The organism is Spiroplasma endosymbiont of Halictus nicosiae, assembly GCF_978018445.1.
In genome coordinates this window covers 348,774-364,546 of record NZ_OZ389573.1, presented here as the reverse complement: position 1 = coordinate 364,546, position 15,773 = coordinate 348,774, and the positions used below count along the sequence as shown (strand labels likewise).

Genomic DNA, 15,773 nt, shown 5'->3' with positions numbered 1-15,773 from the left:
TTGCACTTCACTTTCGTTATTTTGGATTTGCTTTTTAAAGACAAAGAAAATAAGATAGAACTTATTTTCTAGGGACAAATTTCTCTGGTTTTGGTTTTGGGCGTTCATCAACAGGAAGTTGTCCAGCTTTTCGCAATTTCCGTTCTTCTTCACGCTTTTTAAGCATTTCAGCACGATGTGCTTCATATTCTTTTCTTGCCGCAATTTTTGCTGCTTTTTTTTCTTCTTTTGTTAACTTAACTTTTTTTTCACTAATTTCAATTCGATGTTTTGTTTCTTCTAAATCAATTTCTTGGTTAACAATTCAAGTTGTTTCATATTGTTTTTTACTAATTTTTTTTGAAATACCTTCAATTTCAAAAGCTTTTTGTTCTAAAAAAGCATTTGTTTTTGCTTCATAAATATCAACAATAACATCAAAAATATCGCGATATTTAAATTCTTTTCCTTTACGAGCAATAACTTTTTCATATTCTAATCTTAAGTTTTTACGATTATCAGTATCTTTAATATATTGTTTAATTTTATCTTTAACTTGTTTTCTTCGTTTTTCTCGTTCAATGCGTTGTGCTTTTCGTCCCATAATTGAAGAAACAATTGCAAAAATAATAACTGCGACTACAATTACGACTAAAATCACATTCATTGTCATACTACCACCCAAAAAATTTGACATTATTATCTAAACTCCTTTTTTACTTTACTATTATTATGCACTATTAGCGATAATTTTTCAATTGTTTCTAATTTCCCAAGTTGTTTTCCTGCTTTTCACTCTGAACTAAGCAAGGAAAACATTATGATAAACATCTTGCACATCATCAATGTCATCTAACATATTTAACATTTTTTCAAATTGTTCAGCGTCATCACCATGTAAAGTAATCCGGTCATGGGGAAGCATTGTAATTTTTGCCATTTGAAATGTTGTAATCCCGGCTTGATCTAATGCCGTTTTAACACTATTAAATGCTGTTCCTGGTGCATAAACAACAATTTGTCCATCTTCAGCAACAACATCATTAATATCACAATCTGCTAGTAATAATAATTCTAATACTTCTTTAACCGTTTTACCTGTAAAAGCAAACACTGCTAAATGATCAAATAAATGCACGACAGCCCCATTAACTCCTAGTTTACCACCTGTTTTAGTAAAACAATTGCGTACTTCTGTCACAGCGCGGTTAACATTATTTGTCAATGTATTAACAATAATTGCACTGCCCCCTGGTCCATACCCTTCATAACGAATTGCTTGGTAATTTTCATTATCGTTTCCACTTGCTTTTTTAATCGCACGTTCAATAACATCACGTGGAATTTGTTTTGCTTTTGCCTTATCAATTGCATTCCGTAACGCTAAATTAGCATTGGGATCAACACTTCCTTCGCGTGCTGCTAAATAAATTTCTTGTGCAACACGATTATATAATACTGCTTTTTTCGCAGCTGTTGCTGCCATTGACTGCTTGCGAACTTCAAATGCTCTTCCCATTTTTCTCTCCTTTACAACCTAATTTTTTCTTATATATTATACCGTAAAATTAAATAAAGTTAGTGATGATAAACCATTAAGTATCCATTTTCTGCACCATAATATTTGGCAATTGTTTGAATAATCTTAAACCCATGCTTTAAATATAATTGTTGAGCAACCAAATTATGTTCATTTACTTCTAAAAAAATTTGTTGATATGAAAAATGTGTTAGAATATATTTTAATATTTGTTGACCATAACCTTGATGGTGATGACGCTTTTTAACTGTTAAGCGTATTAATTCAAAATCATCCCCACTATGCATTAAAATAAAATAACCATAGAGATTATTTTTGACAATTAATTTATAAACAAGATAATTTGTATTATTAATCATTTGAATTAAATTACGATATTTATAATAATTATGTGGATAATTTTCTTGTTCTAATAAAAATAATAATAAAGCATCACTATTATTAACTGGTTTTAAAATAACCATTTAACTTCAATCCTTTTTTAAATACTGTGGCTCTAAAGCAAAAATATCTTCAACTAATGTAAAATGCTTTTTTAGAACAAGATAATTTTGAACAAAATTAATTTCTTGTAAATCATAACGAAACTCATAACCTGGAAATTGCTTTGTAATTTCAATACAAGTTTCATAATCAAGAACTTGCCTTGGAATCACCTCTACACCATTACTAATTACCGCAAAATATCGTTTTCCACTCCGCGCATCAAGCATTGAAACAACATTATCTAGCCCAGCCTGATAAAGTAATGTATTAATTGTATAAACATTAATTGCTGGATTAATTACTTTAACTGTTTTCACAATCGTCATTGGAATCCGAACACCAGTATAACTACCTGGACCAGTTGTTAAATAAAAATTATTAATGTCTTTTAATTTTAGTTGATGTTGACCTAATAACTGGGTAATTCTTGGTAATGTTGCTTCAGTATGACGACAAGCATGGTTTTGGTGAACTTGACCAATGATTTTTTGTTCTTTTTCTAAAATTAAAATTAAAAAATCAGTACTAGTATCAATAAATAGATTTAACATCTTATTCCTCTTTTCCTAATGTGCTTTGTAAATGTTTATTGTTGGTTTTAATAGTAAAAATTCGTTCATTCTCATTAATTATCTTAATGGTAATTTTAATTACCTCGTACTTTGAACTTAACTGGTTACTAATTCCCGCTGGTCATTCAATAATATTAATACTATCAGAAAAATGTTCAAAATACATTTCTCACTCTTCTTCTTGTTCTAAGCCTAACAATCGATAGCAATCCATATGATTAATAATAACCTGCTGATTTGTCCTATACTGTTGCATAATTAAAAACGTTGGTGAAGTAACAGGAGTAGTTACCCCTAACCCTTTTAATAAATATTTTGTAAAAGTTGTTTTCCCAGTGGCTAACGGTCCATCTAATAATAAGCATAAATTAGGATGTAAAAACGGAGCAATTTTTTCAGCTAAAAGTTTTGTTGCTATCTCATTTTTAACAATTATTTTCATCAATATCCCACTCTCTTTTACTAATTATATCTAGGAATTAATTATTGTGCTAGACTTTTAGAAAAATATGTAATAATTAAAGTGCAGAAAAATTAGAAAGGTTGTTATAAATAAATGAAAGATATTTTAATTATTGGGGCTGGGCCGGTTGGATTATATGCTTGGAGTTGTGCTGGCATGTTAGGATTAAGTGGCTATATAATTCAAGGAAATGATAGTCCTCGTGGACAACCATGAGAATTATATACAGAAAAACCATTATATGATATGCTCGGATTTGGCGAAATCAAAACTAAAACATTTATTGAGAATTTAATTAACCAAGCAAAAAAAATACGGGTCAAATAACATACATTGGTAAAACTAACATTAGAATATCCTTACAACAACTGATGAATTTACTATTACTTTAACAACTAATGAAACATTTACAGTTAAAACAATTTTAATTACAAGTGGAAATGGTGTTTTTACCCCCATTCGCTTAGAACAACTTGACCCTCACCAGGAATATAAAAACTTATGATACGCTGTTAAAAACCCAACTCTTTTAACAAACAAGAAAATTGTTATTCTTGGTGGTGGTGATAGTGCTGTTGATTGGGCAAATCATTTGATTGAAGATAAGATTAGTAAAGATGTTACAATTATCCATCGTCGAACATTATACCGAGCTAAAGAAAACAATGTCCAAAAATTACAACAAAATAAGGTGATCGAATTAAAACCTTATCATGAAAATATTATAATATGGTAACTGGATTTGGTGAAGCTATTAATGCGCTTTATAATATTACAAAAATTATTCATGGTCAAAAATACCATCCTGGTTATTTAAGTGATATTAAAAAATAAGTTAGGAATAACTTTTTTTTAGCCTGTTAACTTATAAATTTCTTTATTAGGTTCATCCTTTTCTATTTTTTTCGTATTTTTACGTAAAGTTTCTTCTCGTTCTCACATTTTTTGATATGGCATTTCTGATTCCGTTAAGGTAATAAAATCATCTTCATATTTTTTACGACGTAGAATTCGCATTTTATCTTGGCGTTTAGTTCAAATTTTATAAACAAGTGGTAACCGTAAGAAGATGCCACGAACAGAACCAGGTGCTCAAAAGATTGAATTAGCAAAAATAACAAACAAGGAAGCAAAGATTAAACCAAAGAAGAAATTTAATAATTTTTGTCATCCTCAAACTGGCTGTAAATCAATATTATAAATTTGATTAGGATTATGTGTTTTTGATAAAAATAAATAATTAACTAAAATAGCAATAATCATTGGCACTAACAAAATCATTCAATTTCGAAAAATACCTTTAAAGTTACTATTATAAGTTAAAAATATTCAATTATAACATCACAAGTATAAAAACCGCAAAAAACTCATTAAGCAAGTAATAATTAAAATACTATATAATGCAGCTGCTAAATTATTAAAGCCAAAACGTCATAGTAAAGCACTAAAAAAACAAAAGACAATGTTAAGACAGCCAATAATGAAAGTCGGAATTGCGGTTTGTTTATAATTTGCTTTAGCATATACCAAAACATTTGCAGGTTCAGCTAAGACAATAAAAACAGAACTTAAAGCAACTAATAAGGAGAAGGTTGGTTGATAAAAGATGCTTTTAAAAATTTCGCGTTCTTGTGATGTTCATGGATTTAATGTTGAATCGCTAGTTCGAATTTGTTCAATAATTTGTGGCGCATACAATGTTGTCACAAAATATGGTGATAAAATAAACTGATTAACAAACAAGAACCCAGCTATCATAAAAGCGTATGTTTCAAATTTCATATAACTCTGTCAATCAACCCTACCATTTTTTGCTGTTCATGCGGCAAAAAACTCACGGAAGGAATTAATTAAAATCATCATAATGCTACGAACTCCAACCGTAATTGTCATATATAGCGATAAGGTTGATGATATTCGTAACCCTAATAACAGCGCCGTAATAATAACATCACCGTTAATTAACAATGTTTCTCCAATATTTTTAAATACAACAATATTACTTGATTTAACTAGTTGCATATTATCACGTTGGCGAGCAATACGAACTCAAGGATAATGTAACTTAATAAATAAATAAACTAAACTTCCTTTTATAACAGAATAAAGTAAGAAAATTAAAAAGACAAAAACAGGATCCACTGCAATTGAAATTAAGTAGAAAATAATTGAATATGAGATTAAATCACAAATCATTAAAATTAAACGGCGTAAATGATTATTTTGATCAGCTTGCATTAAGTTTTCATATGCTGCCGTTCAAAATAATGCAATTAAGTTTTTTGACCCAATAATAAATATAATTAAAATCATTTTTCATAACGGATAACTAATTGTTTTATCATTTTGTAAAATACTAAAATTCTTTTCAAATAAATAAATATAAGCACTATACCCAACAGCAATGCCAATTAATAAAATAATGCCAATGTACCCTGATATTTTATATTGATGCTTTGCTGTATTAATCATTTCATTTGTTTTAATTCAATCTTTTTGTAACAATGGTTTTACTAAAAAAATAACAGTAATGGCTCCTAAGCCACCTTCCACTGTTCCTAAAAAAGCAACAATTGCAACGCTATTCTTTACAAACCCATTAAACTGCGAACCATAACTACGAATTAATAAATACATTAGCGTAAATTGAAAACATGTTCCAATTAACGAAATAAAAGCCCCGATTAAAATACTAAAAATTCCTCTTCTTGTTGACAATTACTTCACCTCGTTCCTAATATTTTTATTTTATAATATTTTCTGGAATTTTAATAATCTTTTCATTTAAATAACTTAAATGGTCTGGCAATTGATGAAAGATTAAGGTTGTTGCATATAAAGCAATCATATACTTCTTTGTTTCTTGTTTTGCTCCATATTTAACATCATTAATAATGGGGTGATGTAAATAACTTAATGAAGCCCGAATCTGATGTTTACGACCAGTTATTAATGTTGTTTCCAATCACGTTGCATTTGATATCTGAGCTTGAATTTTAAAATGTGTTTTAACTACTTTAGCCTGTGGTTGCTCTGTTTTAGTAAAAACCATTTTTTGTTTATCTTCATCTTTATATAAATAACCACTAAGGGTAAAATCAGTTTCTTGAATAATTCCTTCACACTTTGCTAAATATTTCTTTTCAATAAATTCTTTTTGGTTAATTTTAGCTAATAACAAATCTAATGTAATTTTATTTTTCGCATATAGCACTAATCCTCGTGTTAATTTATCCAATCGATGAACATGGGAAATGACAAACGACTGTTCATCCTGTGGATTATATTCATCTTTTTGGATTAAATAATGTTGCATCATAGCATCTAATGAAGTATGAAACTTTGAGTGCATTTCTACTCCATGTGGTTTATCAACAACAAGAATGTTATCATCTTCATAAACAACTTGTAATGGTAATGGTGCAAGATTATTATAAGTTGCTGTCTGGTTTCGTTCTGTTACAACTAAATTTTTATCAAAAATAATAATTTGGTCTCCTAATTGAAGTTTATAATTTCGTTCTTTTATTACTTTGTTATTTACTTTAATTTTTTTATTACGAAATAACTTATAAATAACTGATAACGGAGTTGTTTGAAACATTTTTTTAATAAAATTAAAAATTGTTTGATTAACATCATTTGCTTTAACTGTTAAAGTAACAACTGTTTTTGGTTCCATACTTCCCCCGTTTTCCTAGTATTAATTATATAATGAAAGTTAACCATTATCCGAAGAAAAAACATTCTAAGCTATTATTTTAGAATGTTTATCATTTTTTGCTTTCTGTTTTTCTTCAACTTTTAAGATATTTGCTTTAATTTCTGCAATTTCAGCCACATCTGTAATTTGATTAAATAAATGATATAACATATAATTTTTTTCTTTTTCTTTCAAAAGATGTTTATCAAAGAAAACAACTGTCTCATCAATTGTTTTCATTAACTCATAAGCTTGTTCACGAGTAATGCTATTATTTGATAATGGCTTTTTCACCAATGTTGGTAGTTGTGTTACAAAAGCATAGTCTTCCAATACTTTTTCTTTTTCAGTATAATAGAAAATTCGAAAAGCACTTACTTTTGCTCCAATTGTTTTAATAACATTACGAACACCAGTAACTTTTGTTGACAACATATTTTTGATAAAGACTGCAATAATAACAGTAATTGTCCCAATTGGAATAATAATTGAAACAATCAAGTCTAAATCAACACCAAATTTTGTTGCAAACATTGCTTTAATTAAAGTAAAACCATTTTGAATTAGTAAAACAGTAATAAAGAAACTAAAGTTAGTTGCTTTTCATCATTTATGTGGAACTAAAACTTCTGTTTGACGGTTCAACACATATCAGAAGAAATATGAGACTAAGACTAATAAAATGCCATATATTAAAGTAATTAAGGTTGTTAAAAAGTTAAAAAAACTAAAAATTATTTTTAAATTTGTTAAAAAGTTTAAATACATTCGCGGATTAAAAATAACATAATCATTTGGAAAAGTTGTGGATAATCCATAACGAACTTCAAAGCGATGACGTTGTGCTATTTTAATAATAATGACAATATAATAGCATAACGCAATCAAGGCAATCATTTCCGTAATAAATAAATATGAATAAGCCATATTAATATTTGTTGCACGTTGATTTCATGCTGCACTTCAATCGGTTACATTATTGTTTTCTCTAAAAAAATTAAAGGATAACAATGAAAAATCAATTAATGGATATGTAATACTCATTAAATTCTTATATGTTTCTTGCACTTGTTCAGCTGATTTTTTTCCAGCTGCAATTTCTGCTAAAGTTTTTGAAACATCGTTTTCACTATTAATCCGATCACGTTCATTAATAAATAAAATTAAAAATGTAATAATTACCTATTTTTTTTAAAAAACTATAATTTTAAATGTTAAATTTTTAATATTATTTTGATAATAGATGTTAATTTGTTTGTACTATAAAAATTGTAACAAAAAAAAGAAAAAATACAAATAAATTCTACTTGATGCAATATATTTTATATCGGTTGCAATTTTTTTATTATATTTCAATTATGTGATAAAATGAAAAAAAGTTAATAAGTTTTGTAATACGTCTTTTATTAATAATTTTCACAAGGCAAGTACTATTATTTTGATAATATTATTTTATGTATAATATTTTTAATTTTTATAGGAGAAAAATATGAAAAAATGATTAATTTTATTAGGAACATTTGGGATTGTTGCAACTTTTGGAACAACAATTTTTTGATGTAGTATAAAAATGAAATTAACTGAAGAAGAAGCAGAAAATGAATTATCCGACGATTTACACACATTAGAAAATATTAGTTTTGAAGTAAAAAATTGGTAATATTCATTATTCTTAGGTTTTTAATAAAATTAAGTAATTAGAAACAAATTAAGTTTCGCTTATAATTGAATGATAACAAAATTTATAAAAAATTCAACTTTTTTAAAAATATAATTTTTAGTTGAAAAAATAATTTATAAATTTATGAAATTTGACACACTAAAAAATACTTTTTAAAGTTATTGCTAATTTTAAAAGGTTTTTATTTTTTTATAAAGATAAAAATTGATTTTGAAATTGATTTAAATTAAATATATTAAATTCAATTTTTTCTTTATTATTTTTATTAGTTTTATCAACTTTCTCATCATTAATTTGATTATTAAGTCTTAACATAGAAGAAATTAACATATTGATAAATGTTTCTTTACAATATATTTTTGCGCCACGCCCTTTACCTTTAACAGCCTTAATATAATGCGATACATCACCCTCAACATGACAACCAATATTATATTCTAATGATTGATTTACAATACCTTCTTCATTACTTTTAATTAATTCAATGGTTTCTAATAAAAATATTTTTTTATTACCATTAACATATGGTAAATGACATATTAAAAAATCTAATAATAATTTATAATTTCCAGTAAAGAAATATATTTTTGTTAATTTATATTTTATTCTATGAATTTTGATTCTATTTCGATTTGGGAATAATTGTTTAAATCTATTTGATAAATGAAATTTATCTAAACTATATGATACAGTGTTATTTTTATATTTTGCTTTTACTGCTCTATAAATTTTTTTAATTTGTTTTTCACCAACACTTAATATTAATATTTTAGTATTTTAATTAATATCATAAGTATACATTGATTTAAAAATTTTATCAATAAAATTATCAATATTAGATTTATTATTTTTATTCTTATGATTTTTATTCATCATTTGAAAAACGCCTTTTTTCTTTTTCATTTTTATTCTGGTTTTTGTTGACTTTTCTTGATCAACACCAATATGCATAGTCGCAAGAAATATTTTATTTTCAATTTTTTTTATTTTCTCGCATTGATTCAAAAGCTCCGTCAATTTGAATATATAAAACATTATTTGGAATTTTAATTTTATTGTTATTTTTATTACTAATGTAATCGGTTTCTTCTAAATCGGGATTTTTAAAAATATTAGATATTGTTCTTTCACTAATATTTGCATTCTCTGTTGTATGTAAAATATCTTTATATCTTTTTACATCACCTATAAAAGACATATATTTATTTTTTAAATTTATTTCAATTCTTTCGTATTTTTTTAAACCTAATTCTTCATCTAAAGGATAACGATTTATATTTTCTTTTTTTCTTCATCATATTTAACATATAATCTTCTTTTAATAGGAATATCTCCATATTCTGTTTTAATTGTTTTTGGCAATTTTGATATCACCTTATATCCTTGTAATATTTGTCCTTGTTGATATAATTTAAATATCTCATTATCTCTTTCAATCAAGAAATTTTTAGTTTCATTGTTTGTTTCTATTATTTTATCTTTTTTATAATCTTCTAATAAATTTTGTTTTAATTCTATTTTATAATTTCCTTTCATATAAACAAATTATTTTAAAATATGATACTCAATACTTCACATAATCTTATCAAAAAAAGGAGGCTATTTAAAAATGCAGTATTTTACCAAAATTAATAACAAAAAACGGATTACTAATTATAAATATTTAAATAAAAAATATGATTTGAATTTTAGTGACTATAATTTTGGTTTTGATTGAGAAGTATTTAAAGACTTTGTTGGTGATAGTTATGCCCGATATTTTACTTCACCAACTTTTTTAAAGTTTGTTTCAGCGGGGCGTGCGTGGTACTAATAAGACATGAAATCACATAGCAGAAAAATTATTTTTTACTTGTAATTTTACTGATGCTTCATCTAACATTTTACGAAGATATGCCAATACCCATGAAGATACTACATTTGGCGATACAATTAATGTATGTAATTATTTATACGATAAATATGGGATTGATATAGGACCCGACAATGAAAATGGCATTGTTTGACCTAAAAATGTTAAAGAAGGTGGCGAAATTGTTTTTCCTAGTGGTGTGAGAATTGATTTTACGGGTTATGCTAATGGTAATAAAATTATGGGAAAAGTTGGTAAAGGTAGTGGTATTATATCAGCGTGAACAGATGAAATGATACATGCTGAAGAAAAAGAAATTTTAACTGATAAAGAATTAGATAAACGTTATAATAATTTGCGAATTTCCATGTTTAGATCAAAAAGCTTAAAAGTATCTTATGAAAAATATACTGATGAAAATGATAATAAACAATATAATTTAGATAATCCTATTTCAGTAAAAGAATTATTTTGGACATTTCAAGAATGAGACAACATAGCAAAACAATACATAACAGTAATAACATATTTTCATAAAACATATTCTAATCAATTTACGTTTAATCCTTTTGATAAATACCATGTCTTTTATGAAAAATTTGTAACTCCATATTTACCCTTAAATGAAAGAATTAAAAATATTTTAAAAGAACACAATCAAGTATATTCAGAAAACAAACAAGCATTTAATGGTTTGGGTATTTTTAATTTACGATTAACAATGGGTGCTGTTTGAAATAAAATACCTGATATTACTAAAAAACTTGTTTTAACAAACAAACAAGAGCGACCTGATTTATTTGAACTTGAATACTACGGATTTGAATATAACGATAATGACCCCAGTATTTATGTTTTATGAAATTATCGTAAATATATTAAAGAGTATAATTTACAAGATTTTTATAATTCCAATACAAAACAGTATCAATTTGATAGTTATTCAATTGGTGTGGATTATGCTAATGGTAGTGAAGACCACACGGTGTTTTTATTTAGTGGTTATAAAATTAATGAAAATAATGAATATGATAAATATTTAATTGAAAAAAATGTTGTTACACCAAAAAACGCAATGAATTTAAATGAAATAGTTGAACATTACGGGCAATGAATAATTAATACATTTGATAAATTTGATGGTTTTGAATATGCTACATTTCATTATGATATTAATGCACACGACTTTATGCAAAAATTACAAGAAGATATTTACCCTTATTTAGGCTATAAAATTAAGATGTTTAAAGCCAAAAAACATCAGACATCTCTTAATAAAGAAGCAGGTATAATCAATCGCGTAACCTGAATAAGAAAAATGTTTGTTCTTAGTGCAGCAGCAGGAACCGGTGCTGCAATTGGAGCAACAGTTGGTACAGAAACTGTTCCTGTTTTAGGGACTGCAATTGGAGCTATTATTCGTACATTATTAGCTTTAACAATTAGAGTTTTTAAATGTGATTAAATGAAAAAAATATTAAGTCCTTTAAGTTCAATCACTTTAATTAGAACAAGTACAACAAGTTTAGTTGCTTGTAATACAACACAAGAATATACAAAAGAACAATTAGCAAAATTAAAAGAAGAAAATCAAATAAATACAAATAAGCAAGAAATAAATGACAATTTAGAATGAATGGCGCCACAAGAAAAACCATTTAACAAAATTGATGATAAATATTATTTTATTGTGTGGCATGGTAATCTAAATAATGATTGAAAAATTATTAAATTTAAATATGATAAGTATGAAAAAAATAAAGTACTTAATAAGTATAATAATTATGAACTTCAATTATTTCAAACCGGAAAAGCAGGACAAGGTTATTGAAAAAGTATTTGTTTAGTTGATAATAATGGAATATTTAAATATTTTTCGTGAAGTTTTTATGCTAATTATTTTAAATCAGTTTATCGTTGAAATAATGATAGTAAACCAAACACACTAATTATTGATCCAAAAACCGGACAAATAAAAGTTAAAAGAGAATAAAAAAATATAAAAAGTCATTTATTAAAATGACTTTTTATATTTCTAATGTAATTAATGAAATTTTTTCATTATTTTTATTAAATAATTGTAAATTATTAATATTAATTTGTTCTTTTTCAGTAAAAATTGTAATATCATAATTTCCATAACCCCATATCCAGATATTTCAATTTGATTTAAAATAAATAGTTTAACATCATAAGTTATTTTAATACTATTTTCAACTAAATTTTTAGTCATACTTGTCCAAACCGCCTTAGAATAAATTAATCTATATCGTTGTGAAAAATAGTTTAAATATTCTTCTATTTTGTAGTTAGAAACAATTAAATTAGTTAAATATTTGCCATATTCTCCATTTGATAATTTAATTTCAGCAGGAATAAGAGAAGGAATGCTATTTGTTTCTAATTCATTTGTTATTGATAACCAATTAAAATAATTTGCTTCTAATTGATAAATGGGGTTTTCTGAAATATCATTATTTTTAACATTTACTTTAATTTCATTATTTTTGTTGTTATTAATATTAACTTGTTGCTTTAAATTTCAATCTGTAATTTGCCCAGTTTTAGGTGAAATAAAAGGTAGATTTAGCTCAATATCATTATTTCAACGATAAACTGATTTAAAATAATTAGCATAAAAACTTCACGCAAAATATTTGGATATTCCATTATTATCAACTAAACAAATACTTTTTCAATAACCTTGTTCTGCTTTTCCGGTTTGAAATAATTGAAGTTCATAATTATTATACTTATCAAGTACTTTATTTTTTTCATACTTATCATATTTAAATTTAATAATTTTTCAATCATTATTTAGATTACCATGCCACACAATAAAATAATATTTATCATCAATTTTGTTAAATGGTTTTTCCGTTGCATCAACTTCTTCTCAATAATTTATTGATGTTGATGTAGTAGAGTCACCACTAAAATTAAAATATGATGAATTTAATTTAACTTTACAATGTTCAAATTCTCAATATCCAGTTTCTACCTCTCTTGGATTAAATATTAATTCAAAATAATAAGGGGCAAATAATTTAACATCATCATTATAGCCTTTATTAATTGCATATTTACTATATGTATAATTTGATAACATGTATATCACTTGTTTAATTCTTTTTACATATCTTTTATGTAATTCACTTGGATTGTCTAATTTTCAATTTTCAAATAAACCATCAATAACATCTTCTGGTTTTTGTCCTTCGAATTTTTGGCGTAATTCAGCCGCTTTATTTGTAGGATTGCCTTTTTTATCGTATTTTGCCCCTTGAAATTTTCGATCATAATTATAACGATAAGTTAAATAATTTAATAAAACTTTTTCTAAACCATTATTTTTTATTAAACTTAAAATATCATCTGGTTTAATATATATTTTTGCAATAAACCACGATAAAAAACTTTCGGTAAATCAATATTGAAATATTCGTACATTAGGTTTTGTTTCAATTGGCATTGATAGTAAGGGTACTAAGTTAGCATTTTGAATAATTAATTGTGGATAAGAATAAACACCATTCACATTGCCTCAGCATTTAATATTTCCAAATAACATTGATTTAGGATATTTAATCTCAATCCCAGTAAATACTGTGTCTTCGGGTAATGATTTTTGTAATACTAAATGAATACTATTTTGGTTTTTTCATTTAAAGTCAGTTATTTTAACTAAATGAGTGGATTTAATAATATCAACACCATCAGGTGAATAAGGGCGTTTGTATTCTTCAATGATATAACATTCATTTTTATTGTCTTCACTAATTGGTTCGTTAATAGATACTATTTTTAAGTCATAGGATTCTAAAAATTCTTTGTCTTTTTTTGAAATATCATTAATTAAAATATCTTTTTCATCAATCATTACATAACTTGTGCTATTATCTTGGACTGTGCTATTTTGTTGAATTTGTAATTTAAAATTAAAATCACTAATTTCATAACCAGTTATTTTAATATATTCATCTTTGCCAATAAAACCTATTTTAACGCTATTTTGAGAGTAGTTTAAGATTGGTTTTTGCTTTGTCTTAACAAGAATTATTAATTTTATAAATATATAAGGTTCTAGCACGGTCTTCAGTAAATAATTGTTCTAAATCAGGGCCGCTGTACTGCGATTGACTAGCAAAATCTAATGGAATACTATCAATTGAATAGTCAATTGGTTCATCATTTTCTGCTAATTGTGCTAACATTTTTTCAGATGGTTTTAACATTATTCTTGTTCTCCTTCTTCATTAGGCATATTTATAATAGTTTCATTGTTATTTAATTGTCTGTTTAAAGTTGCATTTACTGGTAAGCGAACATCAATAATTAAATCATCAATATTTTTAATATTGAATGTTCTACTGTTTAAAATAGCATTATCATATTTAATTAACTTAATAATGAATTCAGTTAATTTAATTTCTCTAATATATATCATTTGTTCGTATGATGCGTTTGTTTGAATATTTACTCCCGCAACTTCTGCTTGTGTTTGTTGGGCTCCCTTGGCGATTGCGGGAACATGATGGCGATTTATTTTATAGTAATTAGTTAATAATCAATCATATATTTTGGTTAATTGTTCACCTTTAAAATTACCAGCAATATAGTCTACTGGTTGAAAATTACTATCAGAGTCTTCTTCAACTAATAACAAGTCATTTTTAATAAATGAAGCCAACATTTTACTAATTTTTTGGTCAACCACACCAGTAACATCATTAGTATTAATGGTAAATTTACCACTATTTAATAATAGATCTAACATTATCTTTTCAGCAATAATATCTAAAATACTAGCAAATTGTTTACCATAACGAGCAGAAGGCTCAAAATTAGGGTTATTAGGAATAATTTCAATTGGTATAAAATTAAGTGGCAATATTTCTTCTCTTTGTAAAGTTGTATAGTTATTTCATTTAGCATCATCAATATATAAGTCGGTAATAGTGCTGTATAATCGTGTTTTTAACTTTCTAATAACTTTTACTTTTTTAGTTACATAATCAATTTCTAATTTTTCAGTAACAAAAACACTCTGGTCATTTTTAATATAAGGGTCATAATCAAAAGTACAAGATACTAAATTACCTAATTCGTCATATTGGTTATTATAAAAATCAATAGTAATAAAATTAAGTTTTAAATTATTAGCAAAAATAAAATATGCACCTTTACCATTCTTATTAATTTTATATTCGTTATATCAATTCTTATTAGTAAAGTCTTGCATTTTTAAAAAGTTATTAATTAATTTAGTATCTATCTGTTTATTATTAATTGGATTATAAATGCTAATTTCTAAATCTCGTGGATTTAAAAAATTAGCATTATCTTCACAAATTCTTTTTTCTAAAATCTCCTTATGTTTTTGAACAGTAACATTTTTACGATTAGTAATCGTTGATGCTAAATTAAGATAATAACTATCAATATCATATTCTTTTTTTAATTTCTTTTTTGCTAATAACAATCCCATTTATATCAC

The 15,773-nt window shown here is 25.6% G+C and carries 21 protein-coding genes; 6 read left to right on the top strand and 15 right to left on the bottom strand.

Annotated features, from left to right (window positions below):
* Positions 1–61 precede the first annotated feature (61 nt).
* The 5 genes from ACZ91P_RS02595 to tsaE all read right to left on the bottom strand — a co-directional run bounded on the left by ACZ91P_RS02595 (position 62) and on the right by tsaE (position 3,019).
* Complete coding sequence (locus tag ACZ91P_RS02595; RefSeq protein WP_465157886.1) at positions 62–676, bottom strand: hypothetical protein; 615 nt, start codon at positions 674–676, stop codon at positions 62–64.
* Positions 677–781: 105 nt separating this feature from the next.
* Complete coding sequence (locus ACZ91P_RS02590; RefSeq protein WP_465157885.1) at positions 782–1,498, bottom strand: YebC/PmpR family DNA-binding transcriptional regulator; 717 nt, start codon at positions 1,496–1,498, stop codon at positions 782–784.
* 59 nt (positions 1,499–1,557) lie between these two features.
* Positions 1,558–1,983 carry a GNAT family N-acetyltransferase gene (locus ACZ91P_RS02585; RefSeq protein WP_465157884.1) on the bottom strand — a complete coding sequence of 142 codons (426 nt, stop codon included), beginning with the start codon at positions 1,981–1,983 and terminating at the stop codon, positions 1,558–1,560.
* Entirely contained in the window at positions 1,984–2,556 is a 573-nt protein-coding gene (gene tsaB / locus ACZ91P_RS02580) for a tRNA (adenosine(37)-N6)-threonylcarbamoyltransferase complex dimerization subunit type 1 TsaB (protein WP_465157883.1), read from the bottom strand. It lies immediately after the preceding gene.
* A gap of 1 nt (position 2,557) precedes the next feature.
* Positions 2,558–3,019 (bottom strand): tRNA (adenosine(37)-N6)-threonylcarbamoyltransferase complex ATPase subunit type 1 TsaE, encoded by a 462-nt coding sequence (gene tsaE / locus ACZ91P_RS02575; protein WP_465157882.1) that lies wholly within the window; start codon positions 3,017–3,019, stop codon positions 2,558–2,560.
* 114 nt (positions 3,020–3,133) lie between these two features.
* Between tsaE and ACZ91P_RS02570 the strand changes: the two genes are divergently transcribed.
* Positions 3,134–3,367 carry a hypothetical protein gene (locus ACZ91P_RS02570; protein ID WP_465157881.1) on the top strand — a complete coding sequence of 78 codons (234 nt, stop codon included), beginning with the start codon at positions 3,134–3,136 and terminating at the stop codon, positions 3,365–3,367.
* Positions 3,368–3,632: 265 nt separating this feature from the next.
* Entirely contained in the window at positions 3,633–3,776 is a 144-nt protein-coding gene (locus tag ACZ91P_RS02565; RefSeq protein ID WP_465157880.1) for a hypothetical protein, read from the top strand.
* Between the two features lie 116 nt (positions 3,777–3,892).
* Here ACZ91P_RS02565 and ACZ91P_RS02560 read toward each other — a convergent pair whose 3' ends face one another.
* The 3 genes from ACZ91P_RS02560 to ACZ91P_RS02550 form a co-directional block, all read right to left on the bottom strand.
* A complete protein-coding gene (locus tag ACZ91P_RS02560) occupies positions 3,893–5,758 on the bottom strand; it encodes a transporter (protein ID WP_465157879.1) in 1,866 nt (621 codons plus the stop codon).
* Between the two features lie 25 nt (positions 5,759–5,783).
* On the bottom strand, positions 5,784–6,722 hold the full coding sequence (locus tag ACZ91P_RS02555) for a pseudouridine synthase (RefSeq protein WP_465157878.1): 939 nt from the start codon (positions 6,720–6,722) through the stop codon (positions 5,784–5,786).
* A gap of 66 nt (positions 6,723–6,788) precedes the next feature.
* Entirely contained in the window at positions 6,789–7,811 is a 1,023-nt protein-coding gene (locus ACZ91P_RS02550; RefSeq protein WP_465157877.1) for a hypothetical protein, read from the bottom strand.
* A gap of 421 nt (positions 7,812–8,232) precedes the next feature.
* Here ACZ91P_RS02550 and ACZ91P_RS02545 point away from each other — a divergent pair, with 421 nt between their 5' ends.
* A complete protein-coding gene (locus ACZ91P_RS02545) occupies positions 8,233–8,403 on the top strand; it encodes a hypothetical protein (RefSeq protein WP_465157875.1) in 171 nt (56 codons plus the stop codon).
* Between the two features lie 210 nt (positions 8,404–8,613).
* Here ACZ91P_RS02545 and ACZ91P_RS02540 read toward each other — a convergent pair whose 3' ends face one another.
* The 4 genes from ACZ91P_RS02540 to ACZ91P_RS02525 form a co-directional block, all read right to left on the bottom strand.
* Positions 8,614–8,754 carry a hypothetical protein gene (locus ACZ91P_RS02540; RefSeq protein ID WP_465157873.1) on the bottom strand — a complete coding sequence of 47 codons (141 nt, stop codon included), beginning with the start codon at positions 8,752–8,754 and terminating at the stop codon, positions 8,614–8,616.
* Positions 8,755–9,201: 447 nt separating this feature from the next.
* Positions 9,202–9,327 carry a hypothetical protein gene (locus ACZ91P_RS02535; RefSeq protein WP_465157872.1) on the bottom strand — a complete coding sequence of 42 codons (126 nt, stop codon included), beginning with the start codon at positions 9,325–9,327 and terminating at the stop codon, positions 9,202–9,204.
* Between the two features lie 64 nt (positions 9,328–9,391).
* The gene (locus tag ACZ91P_RS02530) at positions 9,392–9,622 is read right to left on the bottom strand and encodes a hypothetical protein (RefSeq protein ID WP_465157871.1); all 231 of its coding nucleotides are present in this window, start codon (positions 9,620–9,622) and stop codon (positions 9,392–9,394) included.
* 74 nt (positions 9,623–9,696) lie between these two features.
* Positions 9,697–9,960 (bottom strand): hypothetical protein, encoded by a 264-nt coding sequence (locus tag ACZ91P_RS02525; protein WP_465157870.1) that lies wholly within the window; start codon positions 9,958–9,960, stop codon positions 9,697–9,699.
* 73 nt (positions 9,961–10,033) lie between these two features.
* Here ACZ91P_RS02525 and ACZ91P_RS02520 point away from each other — a divergent pair, with 73 nt between their 5' ends.
* The 3 genes from ACZ91P_RS02520 to ACZ91P_RS02510 are packed head-to-tail and all read left to right on the top strand — an operon-like array spanning position 10,034 to position 12,269.
* The gene (locus tag ACZ91P_RS02520; protein ID WP_465157869.1) at positions 10,034–10,237 is read left to right on the top strand and encodes a hypothetical protein; all 204 of its coding nucleotides are present in this window, start codon (positions 10,034–10,036) and stop codon (positions 10,235–10,237) included.
* A complete protein-coding gene (locus ACZ91P_RS02515) occupies positions 10,224–11,741 on the top strand; it encodes a hypothetical protein (RefSeq protein ID WP_465157867.1) in 1,518 nt (505 codons plus the stop codon). Before ACZ91P_RS02520 ends, ACZ91P_RS02515 begins: the two co-directional genes overlap by 14 nt.
* The gene (locus ACZ91P_RS02510) at positions 11,742–12,269 is read left to right on the top strand and encodes a lipoprotein (RefSeq protein ID WP_465157866.1); all 528 of its coding nucleotides are present in this window, start codon (positions 11,742–11,744) and stop codon (positions 12,267–12,269) included.
* 51 nt (positions 12,270–12,320) lie between these two features.
* On the opposite strand, the gene ACZ91P_RS02505 is transcribed toward ACZ91P_RS02510, so the two are convergent.
* The 3 genes from ACZ91P_RS02505 to ACZ91P_RS02495 are packed head-to-tail and all read right to left on the bottom strand — an operon-like array spanning position 12,321 to position 15,764.
* Entirely contained in the window at positions 12,321–14,366 is a 2,046-nt protein-coding gene (locus ACZ91P_RS02505) for a hypothetical protein (protein WP_465157865.1), read from the bottom strand.
* Positions 14,323–14,511, bottom strand: coding sequence for a hypothetical protein (locus ACZ91P_RS02500; protein WP_465157864.1), 189 nt, complete (start codon positions 14,509–14,511; stop codon positions 14,323–14,325). The genes ACZ91P_RS02505 and ACZ91P_RS02500 overlap by 44 nt, the downstream gene beginning before the upstream one ends.
* Positions 14,511–15,764 carry a hypothetical protein gene (locus tag ACZ91P_RS02495; RefSeq protein WP_465157863.1) on the bottom strand — a complete coding sequence of 418 codons (1,254 nt, stop codon included), beginning with the start codon at positions 15,762–15,764 and terminating at the stop codon, positions 14,511–14,513. The genes ACZ91P_RS02500 and ACZ91P_RS02495 overlap by 1 nt, the downstream gene beginning before the upstream one ends.
* Positions 15,765–15,773 lie beyond the last annotated feature (9 nt).